The 22605-nt window shown below is 67.9% G+C and carries 20 protein-coding genes and 3 tRNA genes; 16 read left to right on the plus strand and 7 right to left on the minus strand.

Features of this window, described 5'->3' with window-relative positions; translation table 11 throughout:
- The first annotated feature begins 13 nt into the window (after positions 1-13).
- The 8 genes from nusA to DSM104443_RS07005 all read left to right on the plus strand — a co-directional run bounded on the left by nusA (position 14) and on the right by DSM104443_RS07005 (position 8447).
- Positions 14-1498: a transcription termination factor NusA gene (gene nusA / locus DSM104443_RS06970; RefSeq protein WP_171090737.1), complete on the plus strand. Its 1485-nt coding sequence runs from the start codon at positions 14-16 to the stop codon at positions 1496-1498.
- Positions 1499-1523: 25 nt separating this feature from the next.
- Positions 1524-4226: a translation initiation factor IF-2 gene (infB, locus tag DSM104443_RS06975; RefSeq protein ID WP_171090739.1), complete on the plus strand. Its 2703-nt coding sequence runs from the start codon at positions 1524-1526 to the stop codon at positions 4224-4226.
- Positions 4227-4229: 3 nt separating this feature from the next.
- Positions 4230-4652, plus strand: coding sequence for a 30S ribosome-binding factor RbfA (gene rbfA, locus DSM104443_RS06980; RefSeq protein WP_171090741.1), 423 nt, complete (start codon positions 4230-4232; stop codon positions 4650-4652).
- Positions 4653-4654: 2 nt separating this feature from the next.
- Positions 4655-5569, plus strand: a complete 915-nt coding sequence (gene truB / locus DSM104443_RS06985; RefSeq protein ID WP_171090743.1) for a tRNA pseudouridine(55) synthase TruB — start codon at positions 4655-4657, stop codon at positions 5567-5569.
- Positions 5570-5658: 89 nt separating this feature from the next.
- Entirely contained in the window at positions 5659-5928 is a 270-nt protein-coding gene (gene rpsO / locus DSM104443_RS06990) for a 30S ribosomal protein S15 (RefSeq protein WP_171090746.1), read from the plus strand.
- A gap of 143 nt (positions 5929-6071) precedes the next feature.
- Positions 6072-8219: a polyribonucleotide nucleotidyltransferase gene (pnp, locus tag DSM104443_RS06995; protein ID WP_171090750.1), complete on the plus strand. Its 2148-nt coding sequence runs from the start codon at positions 6072-6074 to the stop codon at positions 8217-8219.
- Between the two features lie 56 nt (positions 8220-8275).
- A tRNA-Pro gene (locus DSM104443_RS07000) sits at positions 8276-8349 on the plus strand.
- Positions 8350-8370: 21 nt separating this feature from the next.
- A tRNA-Arg gene (locus DSM104443_RS07005) sits at positions 8371-8447 on the plus strand.
- A 20-nt stretch (positions 8448-8467) separates the two neighbouring features.
- Here DSM104443_RS07005 and DSM104443_RS07010 read toward each other — a convergent pair.
- Positions 8468-8965, minus strand: a complete 498-nt coding sequence (locus DSM104443_RS07010; RefSeq protein WP_171090752.1) for a CHRD domain-containing protein — start codon at positions 8963-8965, stop codon at positions 8468-8470.
- Positions 8966-9166: 201 nt separating this feature from the next.
- On the opposite strand from DSM104443_RS07010, the gene DSM104443_RS07015 reads away from it, so the two are divergent.
- Positions 9167-9241, plus strand: a tRNA-His gene (locus DSM104443_RS07015).
- A 7-nt stretch (positions 9242-9248) separates the two neighbouring features.
- On the opposite strand, the gene smpB is transcribed toward DSM104443_RS07015, so the two are convergent.
- Positions 9249-9695 carry an SsrA-binding protein SmpB gene (smpB, locus tag DSM104443_RS07020; protein ID WP_171090754.1) on the minus strand — a complete coding sequence of 149 codons (447 nt, stop codon included), beginning with the start codon at positions 9693-9695 and terminating at the stop codon, positions 9249-9251.
- Positions 9696-9709: 14 nt separating this feature from the next.
- Here smpB and DSM104443_RS21735 point away from each other — a divergent pair, with 14 nt between their 5' ends.
- Both DSM104443_RS21735 and DSM104443_RS21740 read left to right on the plus strand, forming a co-directional pair.
- Entirely contained in the window at positions 9710-10144 is a 435-nt protein-coding gene (locus tag DSM104443_RS21735) for a type II toxin-antitoxin system RatA family toxin (protein ID WP_212757019.1), read from the plus strand.
- Positions 10141-10422, plus strand: a complete 282-nt coding sequence (locus tag DSM104443_RS21740) for an RnfH family protein (RefSeq protein ID WP_212757021.1) — start codon at positions 10141-10143, stop codon at positions 10420-10422. Before DSM104443_RS21735 ends, DSM104443_RS21740 begins: the two co-directional genes overlap by 4 nt.
- On the opposite strand, the gene DSM104443_RS07030 is transcribed toward DSM104443_RS21740, so the two are convergent.
- From DSM104443_RS07030 to DSM104443_RS07045, 4 genes are read right to left on the minus strand one after another with little or no spacing between them, the layout of a single operon-like run.
- On the minus strand, positions 10419-12044 hold the full coding sequence (locus tag DSM104443_RS07030; protein ID WP_171090756.1) for a hypothetical protein: 1626 nt from the start codon (positions 12042-12044) through the stop codon (positions 10419-10421). The two genes, DSM104443_RS21740 and DSM104443_RS07030, sit on opposite strands and share 4 nt — an antisense overlap.
- Before the next feature lie 4 nt (positions 12045-12048).
- Positions 12049-14334 (minus strand): hypothetical protein, encoded by a 2286-nt coding sequence (locus DSM104443_RS21745; protein ID WP_212757244.1) that lies wholly within the window; start codon positions 14332-14334, stop codon positions 12049-12051.
- 59 nt (positions 14335-14393) lie between these two features.
- On the minus strand, positions 14394-14843 hold the full coding sequence (locus tag DSM104443_RS07040) for a DUF4124 domain-containing protein (RefSeq protein ID WP_171090758.1): 450 nt from the start codon (positions 14841-14843) through the stop codon (positions 14394-14396).
- A 22-nt stretch (positions 14844-14865) separates the two neighbouring features.
- Positions 14866-15204 (minus strand): hypothetical protein, encoded by a 339-nt coding sequence (locus DSM104443_RS07045; RefSeq protein WP_171090760.1) that lies wholly within the window; start codon positions 15202-15204, stop codon positions 14866-14868.
- A gap of 186 nt (positions 15205-15390) precedes the next feature.
- Here DSM104443_RS07045 and guaB point away from each other — a divergent pair, with 186 nt between their 5' ends.
- From guaB to DSM104443_RS07060, 3 genes are read left to right on the plus strand one after another with little or no spacing between them, the layout of a single operon-like run.
- On the plus strand, positions 15391-16851 hold the full coding sequence (gene guaB / locus DSM104443_RS07050) for an IMP dehydrogenase (protein ID WP_171090762.1): 1461 nt from the start codon (positions 15391-15393) through the stop codon (positions 16849-16851).
- Positions 16848-18428, plus strand: a complete 1581-nt coding sequence (guaA, locus tag DSM104443_RS07055; protein WP_281359551.1) for a glutamine-hydrolyzing GMP synthase — start codon at positions 16848-16850, stop codon at positions 18426-18428. The genes guaB and guaA overlap by 4 nt, the downstream gene beginning before the upstream one ends.
- Positions 18429-18441: 13 nt before the next feature.
- Positions 18442-19077 (plus strand): NAD(P)H-binding protein, encoded by a 636-nt coding sequence (locus DSM104443_RS07060; RefSeq protein WP_171090766.1) that lies wholly within the window; start codon positions 18442-18444, stop codon positions 19075-19077.
- On the opposite strand, the gene DSM104443_RS07065 is transcribed toward DSM104443_RS07060, so the two are convergent.
- Positions 19078-20037 (minus strand): Bug family tripartite tricarboxylate transporter substrate binding protein, encoded by a 960-nt coding sequence (locus tag DSM104443_RS07065; protein WP_171090768.1) that lies wholly within the window; start codon positions 20035-20037, stop codon positions 19078-19080.
- Between the two features lie 154 nt (positions 20038-20191).
- On the opposite strand from DSM104443_RS07065, the gene DSM104443_RS07070 reads away from it, so the two are divergent.
- Together DSM104443_RS07070 and DSM104443_RS07075 are read left to right on the plus strand one after the other, a co-directional pair.
- Positions 20192-20413 (plus strand): hypothetical protein, encoded by a 222-nt coding sequence (locus DSM104443_RS07070; RefSeq protein ID WP_171090770.1) that lies wholly within the window; start codon positions 20192-20194, stop codon positions 20411-20413.
- Positions 20410-22602: a TonB-dependent receptor gene (locus DSM104443_RS07075; RefSeq protein WP_246232568.1), complete on the plus strand. Its 2193-nt coding sequence runs from the start codon at positions 20410-20412 to the stop codon at positions 22600-22602. The genes DSM104443_RS07070 and DSM104443_RS07075 overlap by 4 nt, the downstream gene beginning before the upstream one ends.
- Positions 22603-22605: the final 3 nt, after the last annotated feature.

A 22605-nucleotide genomic window follows, 5' to 3' on the forward strand; every position in this document is an offset into this window, starting at 1 on the left:
AGAGAGAGAAGTCATGAAGGAACTCCTGCTGCTGGTCGATGCGCTCTCGCGCGAGAAGAATGTCGCGAAGGACACCGTGTTCCTCGCGCTCGAGCTCGCGCTCGCGTCGGCGACGAAGAAACGGTTCAAGGACGAAGTCGACGTCCGGGTCGAGGTCGACCGCGAATCGGGCGAATACAACGCCTTCCGCCGCTGGACGGTGGTCCCCGACGAGGAGCACGAGGAGCCCGCGCACCAGATCGCGATCACCGACGCGCTCGCCGAGGATGCCGAAGCCAAGGTGGGCGACATCCACGAGGAGCCGCTCGAGTCCGAGGCCTTCGGCCGCATCGGAGCCCAGGCCGCGAAGCAGGTGATCCTGCAGAAGATCCGCGACGCCGAGCGCGAGCAGATCCTGAACGACTTCCTCGAGCGCGGCGAATCGCTCGTGACCGGCACCGTGAAGCGCGCCGAGCGCGGCAACCTGATCGTGGAATCGGGCCGCGTGGAAGCGCTGCTGCCGCGCGACCAGCTGATCCCGAAGGAAAACCTGCGGGTGTCCGACCGCGTGCGCGCGTTCATCCAGAAGATCGACCGCCAGGCCCGTGGCCCGCAGCTGATCCTCTCGCGCGTGGCCCCCGAATTCCTCGTGAAGCTCTTCGAGCTCGAGGTCCCCGAGATCGAGGAAGGGCTGCTCGAGATCAAGGCCGCCGCCCGCGACCCGGGCCTGCGCGCCAAGATCGCCGTCAAATCGAACGACCCGCGCGTCGACCCCGTGGGCACCTGCGTCGGCATGCGCGGCTCGCGCGTGCAGGCCGTGACCCAGGAGCTGGCCGGCGAGCGCGTCGACATCATCCTTTGGTCGCCGGACGCCGCGCAGTTCGTGATCAACGCCCTCGCGCCCGCCGAGGTGAGCTCCATCGTCGTCGACGAGGAGAAGCACTCGATGGATGTCGTCGTCGAGGAAGACCAGCTGGCCCTGGCCATCGGCAAGCTGGGCCAGAACGTGCGCCTCGCCTCCGAGCTCACCGGCTGGCACCTGAACATCATGACCACCGAGCAGCGCCAGGCGAAGAGCACCGAGGAGACCTCGGGGCTGCGCGCGATGTTCATGGAGAAGCTCGACGTCGACGAGGAAGTCGCCGAGATCCTCGTGCAGGAAGGCTTCACGTCGCTCGACGAGGTGGCCTACGTGCCGCTGAACGAGATGCTCGAGATCGAGGCCTTCGACGAGGACACCGTGAACGAGCTGCGCCGCCGCGCCCGCGATTCGCTGCTGACCGAGGAGATCCGCAGCGAAGAGAAGGTGGAGCACGCCGCCGAGGACCTCCAGGGCATGGAGGGCATGGACAACCAGACCGCGCGCGCGCTTGCTTCCAAGGGCATCACCACCATGGATGCGCTCGCCGACCTGGATACCGAGGAGCTCACCGAGATGACCGGCATGGATGCCGACCGGGCGAGCAAGCTCATCATGACGGCGCGCGCGCCGTGGTTCAAGGATTCCGCGCAGGCCTGAAGCCGGCGCGCACTAACGAGACTCAATGGCCAAATCGACCGTCGCCCAGTTCGCCGAGGAGCTCAAGCTCCCGGTTGCCACGCTCATCGAGCAGCTCCAGGCTGCCGGCGTGAACAAGAAGTCCGGGGACGATGCCGTCACCGAGCAGGACAAGACGCGCCTGCGCGACCACCTGCAGGAGATGCACGGCAAGAAGTCCGAGACCAAGAAGATCACGCTCACGCGCAAGCAAACCACCGAGATCAAGCGCGCGGATTCGACGGGCAAGGCCCGCACGATCCAGGTCGAGGTCCGCAAGAAGCGCACGTTCGTGAAGGTCGAGAAGCCGGTCGAGGTTCCCGTGCCGGTGGAGAAGCCGGTCGTCGCGGCGCCCGTGCCCCTGATCAACGCCGAAGAGCTGAAGAAGCGCGAAGCGGAAGCGGCCCGCCAGGCCGAGCTCGCCGCGCGCCAGGCCGCCGATGCGCAGTCGCGCACCAAGAAGGCCGCCACGACCAAGGCCAAGAAGGCCGAGGATGATGCCGCCGCCGCTGCCGCAGCGACCGCCGCCGCCGCGCCCGCGGCCGAGGCGCCGCCCGAGGCGAAGCCCGTCGACGGCGAGGCTCCGAAGAAGAAGCGTGTCATCCGCAAGAAGGACGAGGTCCCCGCCGATGCGGCCGCGCCGGTCGAAGCGAAGGCCGACGCCGTGGCGTCCGCCGACGCGACGCCTGCCGCCACCGAAGCCGCGAAAGCCGCCGCGCCGGGCGCGACCGAGGGCACGCTGCACCGCCCGACCGCGAAGCCGGCCGACAAGAACAAGAAGCCCGTGAAGGCCGTCAAGCCCACGACCGCGTGGGTGGACGACGCGGCGAAGCGCCGCCAGATCAAGACCCGCGGCGACGCGGGTGGCGGCCGCGGCGGCTGGCGTGCCGGCCCGCGCGGCGGCTCGCGTCATCGCGATGGCGACGATGCGACCGATTTCGCCACGCCGGCCGAGCCGAAGATCGTCGAGGTGCTGGTGCCCGAGACGATCAGCGTCGCGGACCTCGCCCACAAGATGTCGGTGAAAGCCGCCGAGGTGATCAAGGTCATGATGAAGATGGGCTCGATGGTCACCATCAACCAGGTGATCGACCAGGAGACGGCGATGATCGTCGTGGCCGAGATGGGCCACACCGCCAAGCCGGCCAAGCTGGACGATCCCGAGAGCTTCCTCATCGAAGCCCAGGACGAAGGCGACCGCGTGCAGCGTCCGCCGGTCGTCACCGTGATGGGCCACGTCGACCACGGCAAGACCTCGCTCCTCGACGCGATCCGCAAGGCGCGCGTGGCGGTGGGTGAAGCCGGCGGCATCACGCAGCACATCGGGGCTTACCACGTGGAAACGCCGCGCGGCGTGATCACGTTCCTCGACACGCCGGGCCACGAAGCCTTCACGGCCATGCGCGCGCGCGGCAGCCAGGTGACCGACCTCGTGATCCTCGTGGTCGCGGCCGACGACAGCGTCATGCCGCAGACCATCGAGGCCATCCACCACGCGAAGGCCGCCAAGGTGCCGATCGTCGTCGCCGTGAACAAGATCGACAAGCCGGAAGCCAACGCCCAGCGCGTGAAGCAGGAGTTGCTCACGCACGAAGTCGTCGCCGAGGAATTCGGCGGCGAGGTTCCGTTCATCGAGGTCTCGGCCAAGACCGGCCAGGGCCTGGACAAGCTGCTGGAGATGATCCAGCTCCAATCGGAAGTCCTCGAGCTGAAGGCCCCGGTCCACGCACCCGCAAGGGGTGTCGTGATCGAGGCGCGCCTCGACAAGGGCCGCGGCCCGGTGGCCACGGTGCTGGTGAAGTCCGGCACGCTCAAGAAGGGCGACATCGTCCTCGTGGGCGCCGTCTTCGGCCGCGTGCGCGCGATGAACGACGAGAACGGCAAGGCGGTGAGCGAAGCCGGCCCCTCCATCCCGGTGGAGATCCAGGGCATGCAGGACGTGCCGCGCGCCGGCGATGACCTGCTGGTGCTCACGGACGAGCGCAAGGCGCGCGAGATCGCGCTCTTCCGCCAGGGCAAGTTCCGCGACGTGAAGCTCGCCAAGCAGCAGGCGGCGAAGCTCGAGAACGTATTCGACCAGCTGGCCGAAGGCGCCAAGACGCTCGCGCTCATCATCAAGGCGGACGTGCAGGGCTCGTACGAAGGCCTGTCGCACGCGCTCACCAAGCTCTCCACCAACGAGGTGAAGGTGCAGATCATCCACGCGGGCGTGGGGGGCATCACCGAGTCGGACATCAACCTCGCGCTGGCGTCGAAGGCGGTGGTGATCGGCTTCAACACGCGGGCGGATGCGGCGGCGCGGAAGCTCGCCGAGCACTCCGGCGTGGACCTTCGCCACTACGACATCATTTACGAAGCGGTGGACGAGGTGAAGGCGGCGCTGAACGGCATGCTGGCGCCGGAGCGCAAGGAAACCGTCATCGGCACCGTCGAGGTCCGCAACGTCTTCCGCATCTCAAAGGTCGGCACGGTCGCGGGTTGCATGGTGACCGACGGCGTGGTGAAGCGCGGCTCGTCAGTGCGCGTCCTGCGCGGCGGCATCGTCGTGCACTCGGGCGAGCTCGATTCGCTCAAGCGCTTCAAGGACGACGTGAAGGAAGTGAAGTCGGGCTTCGAGTGCGGCCTGTCGGTGAAGGGCTTCAACGACATCGCGGTGGGCGACCAGCTCGAGGTCTTCGAAGTCGTCGAGGTCGCGCGCTCGATCGCGTAATCCATGGCCGTCGCGCGCAGCCACCGCATCGCGGAGCAGATCCAGCGCGAGCTCGCCGAGCTGGTCCGCCTCGAGGTGCGCGATCCGCGCGTGCGCCTGGTCACCCTCACCGCGGTCGAGCTCTCGCGCGATCACTCCCACGCGAAGGTGTTCTTCACGACGCTCGATCCGGCCGCCGATGCCGAGGCCACGCAGGAGGGCCTCGAGCGTGCCGCGGGCTTCCTCCGATCGAGCCTTTCGCACCGGCTTTCGACGCGCACCGTCCCCGAGTTGCACTTCGCCTACGATGAATCCGTGGAGCGGGGCGTACGCCTGTCGAAGCTGATCGACGACGCGGTCGGAACCCCCGCGGTGCCGACTCCGGCGCCCGAAGCCCCGGCTCCGGCCAAGCCGCGCCGCACACGCGGCGGCGGCGCCGCTCACTGACTGTGTCGGTTCCCGCCCCGCCCTCGGCCGCGGGCGGGGTCCTCCTCCTCGACAAGCCGCCCGGTTGGACCTCGACTCGCGCCCTCGGCCGGTCCAAGCGGCTGCTGGTCCTGCGCAAGGGCGGGCATACCGGAACGCTGGATCCCTTTGCCACCGGCTTGCTGCCGCTGGTCTTCGGCGAGGCCACGAAATTCTCGCGCTTCCTCATCGATGCGCCCAAGGAGTACCTCGCGACCCTCTGCCTGGGGCGGACTTCGACCTCGGGCGATCCCGAGGGGCAGATATCCGAGCCGACGCCGGTAGCGGTCACTTCATCGCAGATCGACGCCGTTGCCCGCACGTTCGTCGGCGTTCAGCTGCAGGTACCCCCCATGCACTCCGCCCTGCACCACGAGGGGCGGCGCCTCTATGAACTGGCCCGGGAAGGGGTTGAGGTGGAGCGAGCCCCCCGCGAGGTCGAGATCCATGCCCTCGATGTGGTATCGATCTCCGGAGAAAAGCTGACAATTTCCGTTAAATGCTCCAAAGGCACGTACATCCGGACTTTGGCCGAAGACATCGGAAAACACCTCGGATGCGGCGCTTATCTCACGGCTTTGCGGCGCACAGCGGTCTCCGGTTTTCGCATCGAGGAAGCCGTGACGCTCGAGCAGCTCGAGGCGGATGGCGAGCGGGCCCGTGAGCGCCTTCTGCCGCCCGAGGTGCTGGTCCGCAGCCTTCCCGAGCTCCCGTTGGACGCGGCCCAGGCCACCGCCATCGGCCACGGCCAGATCATTGATTCGCAAGGCCCCGAAGGGGAGGTCGCGCTCTTCGCGCCGGGCCATGTATTCGTCGGCGTCGGCAGGGCCTCGGCCACCGGACGGGTCACCGTGATGCGCCTGCTCGCCACCGGCGGCGGACATGGTGAAGCTCCCTGATTTTGCTTGAGTTTGTAGGGTCATTCGCGCTAAAATCATGGGCTCAATCGAGAGACCAGAACGTTAGAGATTCAACGGAGAAGACAGCCATGGCAGTAACTACCGCAGACAAGGCGCGCGTCGTCGAAACCTACCAGCGCGCCAAGGGTGATACCGGTTCCCCGGAAGTGCAGATCGCCCTGCTTACCGAGCGCATCAACTCGCTCACCGAACACTTCAAGACGAACGTCAAGGATTTCCACTCGCGCCGCGGCCTCCTCAAGATGGTGAGCTCGCGCCGCAGCCTGCTGGACTACCTGAAGCGCACCAACATCGAGGCCTACCGCTCGGTCATCGACCGGCTCGGCCTGCGCAAGTAAGGCTCAAGCACCCGGAACCGAAACCCCGCGTCGCCTCCCCTGGAGCGCCCGCGGGGTTTTTTCGTTTCCCCCGTAGCTCACCCGTGTCCCGCGCCCGCGCCGCCCACCCCGCGCGCCCGCCGGGCCGAAAACAGGATGAAACCGTGAAATCCATCAAGAAAAGCTTCCAGTTCGGTGCCCACCAAGTCACCTTGGAAACGGGCGAGATCGCCCGCCAGGCCGATGGCGCCTGCCTCGTCACCGTCGACGACACCGTCGTGCTCGTGACTTGCGTCGGCCGCGCCGACGTGAAGCCCGGCCAGGACTTCTTCCCGCTCACCGTCGACTACCAGGAGAAGACCTACGCCGCGGGCCGCATCCCGGGTGGCTTCTTCAAGCGCGAAGGCCGTCCCTCGGAGAAGGAAATCCTCACCTGCCGCCTGATCGACCGGCCGCTGCGTCCGCTCTTCCCGAGCGGCTTCTACAACGAAGTGCAGATCATCGCGACAGTCCTCTCGAGCAACCCTGAGGTGGACTCCGACATCCCGGCGATGATCGGCGCCTCCGCCGCCGTGGCGCTTTCCGGCATCCCGTTCGACGGCCCGATCGGCGCCGCGCGCGTGGGCTTCCTCGACGGCAAGTTCGTGCTCAACCCCTCCAAGACGGAGCTCGAGCAGTCGCAGATGAACCTCGTCGTCGCGGGCACCGAGGCCGCCGTGCTGATGGTGGAATCCGAGGCCAACGAGCTGTCCGAGGAAGTGATGCTGGGCGCCGTGATGTTCGGCCACGAGCAGATGCAGGTCGCGATCAACGCGATCAACGAGCTCGCCGACGAAGCCGGCAAGGATGACTGGGACTGGGAGGCCGCCGCGAGCGACGCCGTGCTGATCGAGAAGATCCGCGCGCTCGTGGAGTCGGACCTCAACGACGCCTACCGCATGAAGTCGAAGTCGCTCCGCTCGGGCAAGCTGGACGAGATCAAGAAGAAGGTCTGGGACACCTGCGTGCTGGTCGAGGACAACCCGGCCGACGCCAACGTCGCCCGCGGCATCCTCAAGGAAATGGAATCGAAGATCGTCCGTGGCCAGATCCTGAACGGCGAGCCGCGCATCGACGGCCGCAACACTCGCACCGTCCGCCCGATCTCCATCCGCCCGACGCTGCTGCCCCGCGTCCACGGCTCCGTGCTCTTCACGCGCGGCGAAACCCAGGCCATCGTCACGACGACGCTCGGCACCGGCCAAGACGAACAACGCATCGACGCGCTTCAGGGCGAGTACACCGAGCGCTTCATGCTGCACTACAACTTCCCGCCGTTCTCGACGGGCGAGACGGGCCGCGTCGGCGTGCCGAAGCGCCGCGAGATCGGCCACGGCCGCCTCGCCAAGCGCGCGCTGCTGGCGGTGCTGCCCTCCAAGGAAGAGTTCGCCTACACGCTGCGCGTGGTCTCCGAGATCACCGAGTCGAACGGCTCGTCCTCGATGGCCTCGGTGTGCGGCGGCTGCCTCGCGATGATGGACGCGGGCGTGCCCCTCAAGGGTCACGTGGCCGGCATCGCCATGGGCCTGATCAAGGACGGCGGGCGCTTCGCGGTGCTGACCGACATCCTCGGCGACGAAGACCACCTCGGCGACATGGACTTCAAGGTCGCGGGCACGGATCGCGGCATCACCGCGCTCCAGATGGACATCAAGATCCAGGGCATCACCAAGGAGATCATGAAGGTCGCGCTGGACCAGGCCAAGGAAGGCCGCCTCCACATCCTCGGCATCATGAAGCAGGCCGTCCCGGGCCCGCGCGTCGAGATGTCGAACTACGCGCCGCGCATCATCAAGATGAAGATCAACCCGGACAAGATCCGCGAGGTGATCGGCAAGGGCGGCAGCGTGATCCAGGCGCTCACCCGCGAGACCGGCACCACGATCGACATCGAGGACGATGGCACGATCAGCATCGCGTGCCTGTCGGCCGAAGCCGGCGAGGCCGCCAAGGCCCGCATCCAGGCGATCACCGCGGAAGTGGAAGTGGGCAAGGTCTACGAGGGCCCGGTGCTGCGCCTGCTGGACTTCGGCGCCATCGTCCAGCTGCTGCCCGGCAAGGACGGCCTGCTGCACATCTCGCAGATCGCGCACGAGCGCGTGAACGCGGTTTCGGACTACCTCAAGGAAGGCCAGATCGTGAAGGTGAAGGTGCTCGAGGCCGACGACAAGGGCCGCGTGCGCCTGTCGAGAAAGGCGCTGCTGGACGCGCCCGCGCCCCGCAAGGAAGAGGCCGCGCCCCAGCCCTCGGAAGCCGCCACGCCGCCGCAGTAATCGCGAAAAGGCCGGCGCGTATAATTCCACGCGCTGGCCTGTTCGCAAGTAACCGTCGGGGTGTAGCGCAGCCTGGTAGCGCACCTGCTTTGGGAGCAGGTGGTCGGAGGTTCGAATCCTCTCACCCCGACCCACAAGCCCAGCGTTCGAAGCGCCCGTAGCTCATCCGGATAGAGCACCGGCCTTCTAAGCCGGGGGTAACAGGTTCGAGTCCTGTCGGGCGCGCCACAACCCGCTAGCTTCCCCTGCTAGTGCCGTCCCCCGATCTGCCCGCGTATTTCGCCGCCCGGCGAGAGGTCCGTGTGCACGTTCACGTACGCGACCCCGTCCTGGAGCGCCTCGACCACGTCGGCGAGCGTCGTCACCTGCTGCGTCGTCGACGGCTGGAGATCGGCCTGCGTGAGCGTGCCGACGACCCGGCCCGTTTGCGGGCAGGCCTGCGTTCCGGCGGGCCCGGGGTTCGTTGCCGAGCCGCACAGCCACAGGACGATCGCGCCGTTCACGTTGCGCTGGGCCACGTGGATGTGCGCTTGCCGGACCTGGCCCTGGAGGCCGGAGAAGTTGAGCTCGTAAGCGATCGACGTTCCGTCGCGCGCGATGCGGACCTCGAGGTCGCCGTGCGCGGCGGTCGAGACCGCGGGCACCTCGTTGTTGCCGAGGAGCCGGGCCTTCAGGACATTGCCCTCGCGATCGGCGAGGACGGGAAGTGCGGCGCAAAGGGCCGCGATGAGGACGAGGCGTTTCATGGTCACTCCTTCGCTGGTGGTGTCCGGGCCGGCGGGGCCCGAGCGATGCGCCGAAGGAATTGTTTGCAACGCGGGGCTTCGTTTTGAGATCGGCCCCGCAGCGTCAACAGCCGGTTGCCGCGGCTATTCCCGAGTCGCCATCCGGCGACGGGAAAGGGGGCGGGAAGGGCACCGCTTTGGTATAATTTCGCTCTTGCGACGGTGGCTGTAGCTCAGCGGTAGAGTCCTGGATTGTGATTCCAGTTGTCGTGGGTTCGAATCCCATCAGCCACCCCATCCCCCTCTAGGCTTTCCTGCGCAGCAGTTGCTGCTGCTCGCGCTGCCAGTCGCGCTCCTTCTCCGTCTCGCGCTTGTCGTGCTGCTTCTTGCCCTTGGCGAGGCCGATCTCGAGCTTCACGCGGCCCTTCGTGTAGTGCAGGTTGAGCGGCACGAGCGTGTAGCCCTTCTGCTCGACCTTGCCGACCAGCTTCTTGATCTCCTCGGCGTTCAGCAGGAGCTTGCGCGAGCGCGTGGGGTCCGGGTTCACGTGCGTGGAGGCCGTCGGCAGCGCGCTCACGTGCATCCCGATGATGAACGGCTCGGCGCCGTTGAGGACCACGTAGGCCTCCTTCAGCTGCACGCGCCCGGCACGGATCGACTTCACTTCCCAGCCCTCGAGGACGAGGCCCGCCTCGTAGCGCTCCTCGACGAAGTAGTCGTGGAATGCCTTCCGGTTTTCGACGATGCTCATGAGAAGATTCTCTCATGCCCACCGTCCGCAAATCGGTGCTCGTCCCCCACCCCGCCGAGGCGATGTTCGAGCTCGTCGACGCGGTGGAGCGCTATCCCGAATTCCTTCCGTGGTGCGGCGGCACGCAGCTGATCGAGCGCACGGCCGAGCTCACGGTCGGCCGCGTCGACATCGACTACCACGGGCTCAAGAGCTCGATCACGACGCGCAACCGCAAGGAGCCGCCGGAGTGGATGCACCTCGAGTTCGTCGAGGGTCCGTTCCAGCAGTTCACCGGCCACTGGCGGTTCGTGCCGCTGGGCGATGCCGGCTGCCGTGTGGAATTCGCCCTCGACTACGGGTTCGAGAACCGGGCGCTCGACGCGCTGGTGGGCCCCGTCTTCGGCCACATCCTGGAGACGCTCGTCGATCGCTTCGTGGCGCGCGCCGACGAGGTGGCGGCGAAGTGAAGGTGCTGCTCGCCGTTGCGTTGCCGGAACGGCAGGAGGTGATCGAGCTCTCGCTCGCGGAAGGATCGTCCGTGGCCGACGCGATCGCCGCCGCGGGAATCGCGCAGCGCTACCCGGGCCTGGACGTCGCCGCGATGAAGACGGGAATCTGGTCGAAGCCGTGCAAGCGCGAAGCCGTGTTGCGCGAGGGCGACCGCGTGGAGTTGTACCGGGCCCTCATCGCCGACCCGAAGGAGGAACGCCGCGAGCGCGCGCGTTCGGCACCGAAGCGCCGCTAGCTCTTCTGGGTGATCTCGAAGCGCAGCTTGATCCAGTCCGCGCCCTTCTTGATGATCCGGTTCAGGCGCACGCGGTATTCCGAGCCGCCGGCATGGAGCACGAAGGTCTCCTCGGGCGAGAAGTCCCCGATCCGCACCAGGATCGCGTCCTGCTTGCCGTTCTTGTCCGCGCCGGGCAGGAACACCGCGTCGATCGCGTTGCCCGATTCGCGCCGCAGGTTGATGAACATCGGCCGGTAGGAAAGCACCTCGACGCCGAGGAGCATCTCGCCGCGCACGCGGTTGGGCAGCTTGCGCACCACCTGGCCGAGGATGAGCCCGCCGGCTTCGTGGTTGCGAAGGCCGAGGATGCCGTTCAGCAGGATCGTGTCGCTGGTGATGCGATCCACCAGCAGGCCGTAGCCACGCGAAGAGAGGTCGAGCACGCGCAGGCGCGTGAGCTCCGGGTCCTCGGCCACGACGGGTCGCGCGGCATCGGGCGGCGCGGGTTTGTCGTCCACCTGCGTGACGCCTTCGGCGCTCAGCTCGATGGTCTCGGTGGCCGGCGATGCGAGCTCGAGCGAGGGCGCGCCCGCGAGCGGCGATTCCCCGGGGATCGCCGGCGCGTCGCGGAGCTTGCGCATGACGAGGTCGATGCCGATCGCGACATCGACCTCGCGGTCCTCGAAATGCGTGCGCTCCTCGATGCGGTTCTCGCTGCCCGCGAGGATCGAGCGATAAAGCTTCTCGATGATCTCCAGCAGCGCGATGTGCTCTTCCACCGGGAACACGGCGCCCGCGCCATACCCGGCATAGAGGCGGCCGTGGCGCAGGCCCGCCTGCACTTCCTCGATCTGCGCCTTGAGGCCGTCGGCACGAACGTAGCGCACGCTCTCGCCGTGGCTGTCCTTGCGCATCAAGTGCATGCCGGACTCGGAGGCGAGGTCGACGTAGAAGAGGTGGTTGCGCGTCGAGTACTCGGCATCGAGGTGGTAGTCGGCGCACCACGACGAGAACCAGCCGTCGGCGATCTCCACCTGGATCTTGGAGAGGTTGCCGGCGTTGAGGAGGTCGAGCAGCAGCGTGCGCAGGTAGAGCGATTGCACCGACGGCTTGAAGCTGGGCTGCGCCGGATGCAGCACGAAGGGCACCTGCGAGTAGCCGTCGGCCTCCGACAGGCCGTAGAGCGCATGCAGTTGCTTCCACGGTGTGGTGCGGCCCTGCTCGGCGAGGAAGTATCCCCACTTCACGTACGAATGAATCGCGTGCACGGCGAGGCCGGTCACGCGGAACATCGCGTCGACCGCCTCGCGGGTCTCGGCCCATTCGTTGCGCGTGCGCAGGAACCGCTGGAACCCGTTGGCGGCTTCGAGGCAGATGCGCTGCACGTTCAGCGCGAAGTCGCGGTCGGCCTCCATCGCGGAGGCGGGCTGGCGGAGGAAATCGAGCTGGTCGTAGAGCAGCAGCGCCTGGAAGTGCTCCTCGACGCGCATGAACTGCTCGAGGCGCTCGAGCGTGAAGTGGCCGCCCTCGCGCCCGAGCTCGCGGATGGCCGCGAGGAAGAGCGCGCGCGCCGTGGCGTCACGCACCGTCTTCTGCTCGAGGACGCGGCCGATGTCGACGGGAAAGGCGGAGGTCTCCATGGCCTCAGGCGACCGTGAACATCTCGACGCTGCGCAGCGCCGGCATCGGATTCGGCGTGAGGTCCTCGTCGGTGATGCCCGCTTCGTCCATCAGCGCGCGGCGCAGGTCCACCGCCAGGAGCTCGTTCTCGAAATCCATCGGGGCGTTGAGCCAGTTCTCCGCGATCGGATCGTAGGTGGAGGGCGCCGGCGGCTTGCCCGCCTCGAACTTGATCGTCTCGATGCCGACGGACATGTCGCGGTAGAGCGCGTTGCCCGGATCGACCTCGCGCCCGAAGAACTGCACCTTGCGCCAGTTCTCGCCCTTGCCGTGCAGGTCGCGGAAGCGCTGCGCGACCTCGGCGAAGGGCTCGGCCATCCGCTCGAGGCGATAGATCTCGAAGAGGGCCAGCCACGTGCGCTGCTCCTGGGGATGCTCCTCGATGGCGAGCTGCAGCAGCTCGACCGCGCGCGGGATCGAGCCGTCTTCGTAGAAGAGGCGCGCGGCCTTCACGACCGAATCCGGATTGGAGAGCACGATCGCGCGGTTGGCGATCTCGGGGAACCGCTCTTCCATGTAGCGCTGGCGAAGCGCTGCGGGATCGGCACCACGCACTTCGGTGGCGAGCGTGGCGTCGCTGTCGATCTCGCGGCGCTTCGCCGCCACGGCGGGCTCGGCGACGTCGAACTCACGTTCCTCATGGCCGTCCGTCGGCGGTTCGGTGGCCGGCGGCGGGATCGAATCGGCGGCCTGGATCTCGGGCAGGTCTTCCTCGGAGGGCTCGCGGCGCAGCCACCACCAGCCGAGCGCGACGAGCGCCAGCGCGGCGGCAGCGAGCGCGGCCCAGATCCACAGGGCGACGCCTTCTTCCGCGGGATCGGCGGCCCTCGCGGGCTTGGCGGCGGTCGCGGGCTTGGAAACGGGCTTCGGCGTGACCGGCGCGGGGGCCACGACCGGCGCCTCGGCCTTGGGCGGAGGGGCCTCCACTTTCGGCGGCGCGGCTTCGACCTTCGGAGCCTCGATCTTTGGGGCCTCGACTTTCGGCGCTTCGACTTTCGGCGCCTCGACTTTCGGTGCGGCTTCGACCTTGGGCGGCGGAACGTCGATCTTCGGCGCCGGCGCTTCGACCTTCGGCGGCGGCAGCGCCTTCGCCACGGGGGCGGGCGCGGTCGCCGGGGGCGGGTTCACGGGCAAGGTCGAAAGCTTGAGCTGCAGCTCGGCGACGCGGCCTTCGAGGCGCTTCAGGCTGTCCCGCAGCGACAGGAGCGCGGCGACCTGGTCGTCGTTGTCGAGGACGAGGAGGCGCTCGCGCAGCTTGGCGCGGTCCGTGTCGTTGATGTTGCGGCTGCGCGAGAGGTCGACCTCGGAGCTCGAAAGCCGCAGCACCACGCGCTCCCCGCTCTCCGGCGCGCGGCGCGGGGCCGCGGCTGCGGCTGCGGGCGGGGCAGGGGCCTTCGCGGGCGCTTTCACAGGCGCGGGGCGCGAGGGTGCCGGCGCGGGCTCGGTGGCCGCGAGAGCCGGGGATGCAGCCGTCGTCGGTTCGGATGCGGTCGAAGGAGAAGGCGCGCGCGCTTTCGGAGCCTCGGTCGACTTCGGTGCCGCGCGGGGGGGACGCTGCGGCGGCGGGGAGGTGGGCGGCGCGGAGGCGATCGACGGTTCGGACTTCACGCGCGGCAGCGAGCGGAGATCCGGGAGGACGACGTTCGCATCGAGTGGAATCGGATCGGTGGGGCCGAGGCCGGCGATGGACGGGTTGGCTTCGCGCATCGCCTGGACGTACGCACGCTGCGCCGAAGGCTTGCGCGGCAGCAGGAGCGCGGCGATCGACGCCATGGAATCGCCATTGCGGACCTGCAACCCCGTCGTGTCGCCGATCGGCGCGGCGGTGGCGACGGGCGCGGCCACAGGCGAGGGCGCGGAAGCCACGCGGGGTTCGAAGAGATCCCGGTATTCGCGGTAGGCGACGTGCGGTTGGCCCGGGCAGCGAACGACGATGCGCAGGCGCGCGTTGCGATCCTGCACCGGCTGGTCGGAGCGAAAGCGCGCGTAGCGCTCGCCGCCCTCGTCGAAGACGGCAACCTGCGCACGCGTGATGAACGGGCCGTCTTCGGCCGCGCCGCGGGAGAGGAACAGGCATTCGGCGGTGACGGGCGCGCCGTTCGCACTGCCCAGCGCCACGGTCGCATCGAGCGGCTCGCCCGGGGCGGAACGCAGCTCGAGGTCGCCGAGGGTCTGCGCGCCCGCGGGCAGCGCGAGCGCTCCCGCGAGCAGCGCGACGGCGACTGCCTCGAAAGTCCGATGCGGTTTCACGTTGCGCGCCATGGCGGGGAAATTTGTTATGGGTTCCCGGTCCGCTACCGGGTGCCGGCTCAGGTTTTCTTGCAGATCTGGGCCACGTCGTTCTTGGCCCTTTCGAGTTCCTTGGCGATGTCCTCGTCGGACAGGACCTCACGCTCGCCCTTGCTGTTGTAGCGAGCGATGCGGCCGCCCTCGACGAGCCCCTGGAGGTTCGAACGGGCGACGTTGCATTGCTCGACCTGCGCCGCGGACTGTTTCACCGCGTCGTCGGATTTCTTCGCGGCCTCGCGCGCGTCCTGCCGGCCTTTCTCCATGTCCTTGTCGCGCTGGACCGCGGTCTTCGGCGCGGCGGCGGGCTCGGCGGTCGTGCCGGTACCGACGCTCAGGCGCTTGGTGTCCTGGTTCGGCGGCGGCGAGTCCGAGTAGTAGGTCTTGCCGTCCTTGTCGACCCACTTGTAGAGCTGGGCCGCGGCCGGCACGGCGGCGGAAAGGATGATCGCGGCGATCAGGAAACGTCTCATGGAAACTCCTTCGCGGTTTCGTTCAATTCACGGCCGGATAGGCGAGCTGCTCCAGTCCCAGCTGGGCCAGCTCGCTGGCCTTCTTTGCATGCCGCACGGTCGCGGCGTTGTCCTTCGTGGCGGCGGCCTGGCGCGCGAGCACCAGCGACTCCCAGGCCTTCGCCCACAGCGCGCGCTTCGCGCGCGCCCGTTGAATGTCCGTCTCTGCCTGCGCCAGCATCGCGCGCGCTTCCTGGTCCAACGCGCCCGGATCGACCGGCGCCGACTGCGGCCTCGCTACGGCTGGAACCGCGGGCGCGGCCGTCTCGGGTGCCGTTTCCGGAGCCACGCAACCCGCGAGCGCGAACACTGTGGCGAACACCGCGGCGGCTCCACGCCGGATCCAAACAACTGTTAGGCAAACACGTGAAGTTTCAAGCATTTACGAAACCTTATCGAGAAAGGACTGGAACGTCAATGAATGCCTGCACCGGGAGGCCCCGGGGCTTGGTTTGGTCCGGTGAGACCGCATCTGTATAATCTCGTTTTGAGTGAAGGGTTTGGCCCAATGCGCGTCATCCAAAAAGCGCTCACATTCGACGACGTCCTCCTCGTTCCCGCCCACTCGACCGTCCTGCCTCGCGAAGTCCGCCTCACCTCCCGCCTCACCCGGTCGATCCAGCTCAACATCCCGTTGCTCTCCGCCGCCATGGATACGGTGACGGAATCGCGCCTCGCGATCGCCCTCGCGCAAGAAGGCGGCATCGGCATCGTCCACAAGAACATCTCCCCGCAGCAGCAGGCCTCGGAAGTCTCGAAGGTGAAGCGCTTCGAGAGCGGCGTGGTGAAGGAGCCCGTCACCGTCGCGCCGACCATGAGCGTGCGAGACGTGCTGGAGATCACTCGCCGCCATCGCATCTCGGGGCTGCCGGTACTCGAGGGCAAGCGCGTCGTGGGCATCGTCACCAACCGCGACCTGCGGTTCGAGACGAACCTCGACCAGCCGGTCGGCAACATCATGACGCCGCGCGAGAAGCTCGTGACCGTGAAGGAGGGCGCCACGACCGACGACGCCCGCGAGCTGATGCACAAGCATCGCCTCGAGCGCGTGCTCGTGATCAACGGCGACTGGGAGCTGCGCGGGCTGATGACCGTGAAGGACATCCTCAAGTCGTCCGAGCACCCGAACGCCAGCAAGGACCAGTTCGGCCGGCTTCGCGTCGGTGCGGCGGTCGGCGTCGGCGAAGACACCGATGAGCGCGTCGAGAAGCTGGTCGAGGCCGGCGTCGACGTGATCGTCGTCGACACAGCGCATGGCCATGCCCAGGGCGTGCTCGACCGCGTGAAATGGGTCAAGAAGAAATTCCCCAACCTGCAGGTGATCGGCGGCAACGTCGCCACGAAGGATGGAGCGCACGCGCTCGTCGACCACGGCGCGGATGGCGTGAAGGTCGGCATCGGCCCCGGCTCCATCTGCACCACGCGCATCGTCGCGGGCGTCGGCGTGCCGCAGATCAGCGCGATCCAGAACGTCGCCGACGCGCTCGCGAAGCTCGACATCCCGTGCATTGCCGATGGCGGCATCCGCTACTCGGGCGACGTGGCCAAGGCCATCGCGGCCGGCGCCTCGAGCGTGATGCTGGGAAGCCTCTTCGCCGGCACCGAGGAGGCTCCGGGCGAGATCGAGCTCTTCCAGGGCCGCTCGTACAAGAGCTACCGCGGCATGGGCTCGATCGGCGCGATGCAGAAGGGTTCTTCCGATCGCTACTTCCAGGACGCGGAGATGAATGCCGACAAGCTGGTGCCCGAAGGCGTCGAGGGCCGCGTGCCCTACAAGGGGCCCTCGGTCGCGATCATCCACCAGATCATGGGGGGGCTTCGCGCCAGCATGGGCTACACGGGCTGCCGCACCATCGAGGAGATGCGCTCGAAGGCCGAGTTCGTCGAGATCACTTCAGCCGGGATGCGGGAGTCGCACGTCCACGACGTGCAGATCACCAAAGAAGCTCCCAACTACCGGGTGGATTGATGGACCGCATCCTGATCCTCGACTTCGGTTCGCAAGTCGCGCAGCTCATTGCCCGCCGCATCCGCGAGTCGGGCGTCTACTGCGAGCTGCATCCCAACGACGTCGACGAGAAGTTCATCCGCGACTACGACCCGAAGGGCATCATCCTCTCGGGCAGCCACGCCTCGGCGCTCGACGAGGGCACGCTCAAGGCCGACCCGTACGTCTTCAAGCACGGCGTCCCCGTGCTCGGCATCTGCTACGGCATGCAGACGATGGCCGCGCAACTCGGCGGCGGCGTCGAGGCCGGCAAGGTGCGCGAGTTCGGCTATGCGGAAGTGCGTGCCCACGGCCATTCGAAGCTGCTGGAGGGCATCCAGGATCGCAGCGGGGCGAACGGAGAGGGACACCTCGACGTCTGGATGAGCCACGGCGACAAGGTCACGGCGCTTCCGCCCGGCTTCAAGCTGATGGCCTCCAACGAAGCGTGCCCCATCGCGGGCATGTTCGATCCCGACCGCGAGTTCTACGCGGTGCAGTTCCATCCGGAAGTCACGCACACCAAGCAGGGCACGCAGATCTACCGGCGCTTCGTGCACGAGATCTGCAGGGCGGGCTCGAGCTGGAACATGCCGGAGTTCGCACCCCAGGCCATCCAGAAAGTCCGCGAGCAGGTCGGCGGCGACGAGGTGATCCTCGGCCTCTCCGGCGGCGTGGATTCGGCCGTGGCCGCCGCGCTGATCCACAAGGCGATCGGCAACCAGCTCTCGTGCATTTTCGTCGACACCGGGTTGCTGCGCCTCGGCGAGGGCGACCAGGTGATGGAGACTTTCGCGAAGCACATGGGCGTGAAGGTCGACCGCGTGAACGCCTCCGAGGAGTTCTATCGCGAGCTGAAGGGCGTCGAGGATCCGGAGGCCAAGCGCAAGATCATCGGCCGCCTGTTCGTGGAAGTCTTCCAGCGCGAGGCGAAGAAGCTTCCGAAGGCGAAGTGGCTCGCGCAAGGCACGATCTATCCCGACGTGATCGAGAGCGCCGGCGCGAAGACGAAGAAAGCGGTGACGATCAAGTCGCACCACAACGTGGGCGGGCTGCCGGAGTCGCTGCATCTCAAGTTGCTCGAGCCGCTGCGCGAGCTCTTCAAGGACGAGGTTCGTGCGCTGGGTCTCGAGCTGGGCCTGCCGCGCGAGATGGTCTTCCGCCATCCGTTCCCCGGACCCGGTCTCGGCGTTCGTATCCTCGGCGAAGTGAAGGCGGAATACGCCGAGCTGCTGCGCCGCGCCGACGCGATCTTCATCGAGGAGCTGCGCCGCGCGAAAGATTCCGACGGCACGAGCTGGTACGACAAGGTCGCGCAGGCCTTCGTCGTGTTCCTGCCGGTGCGCTCGGTGGGCGTGATGGGCGACGGCCGCACCTATGAATTCGTCGTCGCGATGCGCGCCGTGCAGACCACCGACTTCATGACCGCGCACTGGGCCGAGCTGCCCTACGAGCTCCTGGGGCGTGCCTCGAACCGCATCATCAACGAGGTGCGCGGCATCAACCGCGTGACCTACGACATCTCGAGCAAGCCGCCCGCCACCATCGAGTGGGAGTGAAGCGGGGGATGCGATGACGACGCTGTTCATCGCAGGGGCGAGCGGGCTGGTCGGCGGCCGGGCCTTGGCGCTGGCGCTGGCCGATGCACGCGTGACGCGCGTGATCGCGCCTACCCGGCGCCCACTCCTCGCGCACGCTTCCCTCGAGAATCCGCGGCTGGAAGCGCTGATCGACGATGCCGCACCTGAGGGTTGGCGTGCCGACGGCGCGATCTGCGCGCTGGGGACGACGCGGAAGGTCGCCGGCTCCGACGCCGCCTTTCGTGCGGTCGATCATGACCTCGTGTTGGCCATTGCCCAGCGATTGCGGGGAGCGGGCGTGCAGCGATTCACGCTGGTCTCCTCCGTGGGTGCCGATCCGCGGTCCCGCGTTCTCTACACGCGCACCAAGGGTGAGGTCGAGGAGGCGATCGGCCGCCTCGGATTTCCGTCGCTCACGATCCTGCGGCCGGGCTTCCTGGAGGGCGAGCGCGCGGAGTACCGGCCCTTCGAGCGTGTCGTGGGGGCCGTGCTGCGCCTCGCGGGTCCCGTGCTGCCGCGGTCGGCACGCGTGAGCCCGGTCTCCACCGTGGCGCGCCTGGCGGTCGAGACGGCGATCGCGGGATCGACGGGGACCCGCATCATTGGACCGGGCGAAATCGCGGAGTGACTACTCGATCGTGATGTTGGAGTCGCGCACGACCTTGCCCCACTTGGCGATGTCGCGCGAGATGAGCGAGCGGAACTCCTCCGGAGTCGAGCCGCCGGGCTCGGCTCCGAGCTTGAACCACGTCTCTTTCAGGTCGGGATCCTCGAAGGCCTTCACGACCGCCGCGCGCAGCTTGTCGATGATCGGCTTCGGCGTTCCCGCCGGCACCCACAGGCCGTACCAGGACGTGACTTCGAACCCCGGCATGCCGGACTCCATCGCGGTCGGGATTTCGGGGAACGACGGCGAGCGCTTCGCGGACGTGACGACGATCGGCCGCACGGTGCCGCCGCGGATCTGCCCCGCGGCACTTCCCAACGCTTCGAAGATGTAGTCGATCTCGCCGGCGACGAGCGCGGCGGTGGCCGGCCCCGTTCCCTTGTACGGGACGTGCGTGGCCTTGAAGCCCGCGGCCGCCGCGAACATCTCGCACGACAGGTGGCGCGAGGTGCCGTTGCCCGCCGAACCGCAATTGATCTTGCCGGGATTGGCCTTCGCGAACGCGATCAATTCGGGGAGCGTCTTCGCGGGCACGCGATTGGCGGCCACGAGCACGTCGGGGAAGATCGCTGCCGTCGTGACGGGGACGAGATCCTTCTCGAGGTCGTAGCTCAGGTTCTTGTACGCAGCCGCGGCCACCGCGCCGTGCACCGAATAGAGCAGCACCGTGTAGCCATCGGGTGGGGACTTGGCGACCACGGCCGCGCCGATGGTCCCGCCTGCGCCGCCGCGGTTGTCGATCACGACCTGCTGCCCGAGGATCGTCGAGAGCTTTTGCGCGAGGGGCCGCGCGACGGTGTCGGTGCCGCCGCCGGGCGGGAACGGCACGATCATCTTCACCGGCTTGTTGGGCCAGTCCTGGGCGAGGGCGGGCAGGGTCGCGAGCAGCGTGGCGGCGAGAGCGAGGCGGATGCGCTTCATTTTCGGGTCGTTCCTCCAGAGGTCGCATCACCTTACACGACGAATCCCGGCGCCCATGCGTCACGCCCGCGAAGGGTGTCTGCGACCCGGGCTGTCCGGCGAAGGGACTCTCGGTTACAATTGAGAACTATTTCTATTCGCACCCGAGGTACCCGTGCCTTCCCCTTCCGCCTCCCTCTGGCGCTGGCCCATCGTCCTGGGCGTGCTCACCGCGACCGGACTGCTGGCCGCGCTCGTTTCCGATTCCTGGGGTGATCCGTGGTCGTGGGTCGGCCTCGGCGTGCCCGTGGCCGTCATGGCCTGGTTCGGCCTGCCCCGGCGCAAGGCCAGCGCCTCCCTTCCCGAATCCCCCGCCGCAACCCGGAGCTCTCCTTGAATCTGCAACGCGCCTTCGCCGTTTCCATCCTTGCCTTCCACGTCGCCGCCGCCTTCGCGCAGGCCACGCCTCCCGCCGCTCCCGACGACAAGGCGGTGCCGATGGCGCCCATCGTCGTGAAGGCGAGCGCCGATGCCTCGGCGGAAGGCCTGTCGCCGGCGTATCCCGGTGGCCAGGTCGCACGCGGCGGACGAGCCGGCATCCTCGGCACGAAGGACAACCTCGAGACGCCGTTCTCCATCACCGCGTATACGAACGAGCTGATCCAGGACAAGCAGGCCCGGAGCGTGGGCGACGTGCTGCAGAACGATCCGGGCGTTCGCATCGCGCGCGGCTTCGGCAACTTCCAGGAGGCCTACTTCATCCGCGGCTTCATCCTCAGCTCGGACGATGTCGCCTACAACGGCCTCTACAGCCTGCTGCCGCGCCAGTACATCGCGACGGAGCTCTTCGAGCGCGTCGAGGTGCTGCGCGGAGCGACGGCCTTCCTCGGCGGCGCGAGCCCCGGCGGCGATGGCATCGGCGGCGCGATCAACCTGCTGCCGAAACGCGCGCCCAACGAGCCGTTGAATCGCGTCACGCTCGGCTTCGGCGACAACTCCCAATACAACGTCTCGGCGGACATCGCGCGCCGCTTCGGTCCGGACGGCGCGATGGGCGTACGCATCAACGGCGCCTATCGCGACGGCGGTACCTCGATCGACGACGAGCACGCCGAGCTCGGCCTCGCGTCGATCGGCCTCGACTGGCGCAGCCGCGACGTGCGCCTCTCGGGTGACCTCGGCTACCAGGACAACCGCCTGCGACAGACACGCACCAACGTGAGCCTCGGGTCCGGCGTGACCTCGGTGCCCGGCGTTCCCGACGCGGCGCGCAACTTCGCGCAACCCTGGTCGTACTCGAACGAGAAGGACCTTTTCGGCACGCTCCGCGGCGAATGGGATATCGCGCGCAACGTCACGCTCTACGGCGCGTACGGCCTTCGCCGCAGCGAGGAAGCGAACTCGCTCGCGAACATCACCGTCGATGACGGCACCACCGGAGCCTCGAGCGTCCAGCGCTTCGACAACACGCGCGAGGACCGCGTCGACACCGGCGAGGTCGGCGTGCGAGGCAAGTTCCGCACCGGCTCGGTGGGGCACGAGTGGGTGGTCGCGGCTTCGTACTTCCAGGGCGAGCGCGACAACGCCTATGCGTTCGACTTCTTCAACTCGCTGCCGACGAACCTCTACTCGCCCATCTCGCATCCGCAGCCCGCCTTCAGTCCCGCGACGTTCTACGGCAACGAGATCTCGTCGCCGTCGCTCACCGGCCGCACCCGGCTCACGAGCATCGCGATCGGCGATACCTTGTCCTTTCTGGACAACACCCTCCTCGCCACGGTGGGATTGCGCGACCAGAAGCTGAAGGTCGAGAACTTCGCGTACACGACGCACGCGGCCGATCCGGCGTACGACGACAGCCGCGTGAGCCCGGCCGTGGGCGTGGTGTACCGCGCCTCCAAGCGGCTCTCGCTCTATGCGAACTACATCGAGGGCCTCACGCAGGGCGAGACGGCGCCCTCGACCGCGGCCAACCTCGGCGAGATGCTCGCCCCGTACGTGTCCAAGCAGAAGGAAGTCGGCGTGAAGTACGACGCGGGCCGCCTCGGCATGAGCGCCGCCTACTTCTCCACCGACAAGCCGCGTGCGATCGTCGACTCGAGCAACACGTTCACCTCGAACGGCGAGGATCGCCACCAGGGCCTGGAATTCACGCTGTACGGCGAGGCCGCGCCTGGCCTGCGCGTGCTGGGCGGGGCCACGTGGCTCGACGCGAAGCAGGAAAACACAGGCTCGTCCGCGACCGACGGCAAGCGCGTGATCGGCGTGCCGCGCTGGCAGGCGAACTTCGGCATCGACTGGGACATTCGCGCCGTCGAAGGTCTCGCGGTCGATGCGCGCGTCGTCTATACCGGGTCGAGCTTTGCCGACGGGGCCAACACGCTCGAGGTGCCGGGTTGGACGCGCTTGGACCTCGGCGTGCGCTACCTGGTGGAGGTCCAGGGCAAGCCGGTGACACTGCGTGCGCGCCTCGACAACGCCACCGACAAGAACTACTGGGCTTCCGTCGGCGGCTTCCCCGGCATCGGCTACCTGGTCGTGGGTGCTCCCCGTACCTTCACCCTTTCGGGCAGCGTGGATTTCTGACCA

It is taken from the genome of Usitatibacter rugosus (assembly GCF_013003965.1).
Taxonomy (GTDB): Bacteria; Pseudomonadota; Gammaproteobacteria; order Burkholderiales; family Usitatibacteraceae; genus Usitatibacter; species Usitatibacter rugosus.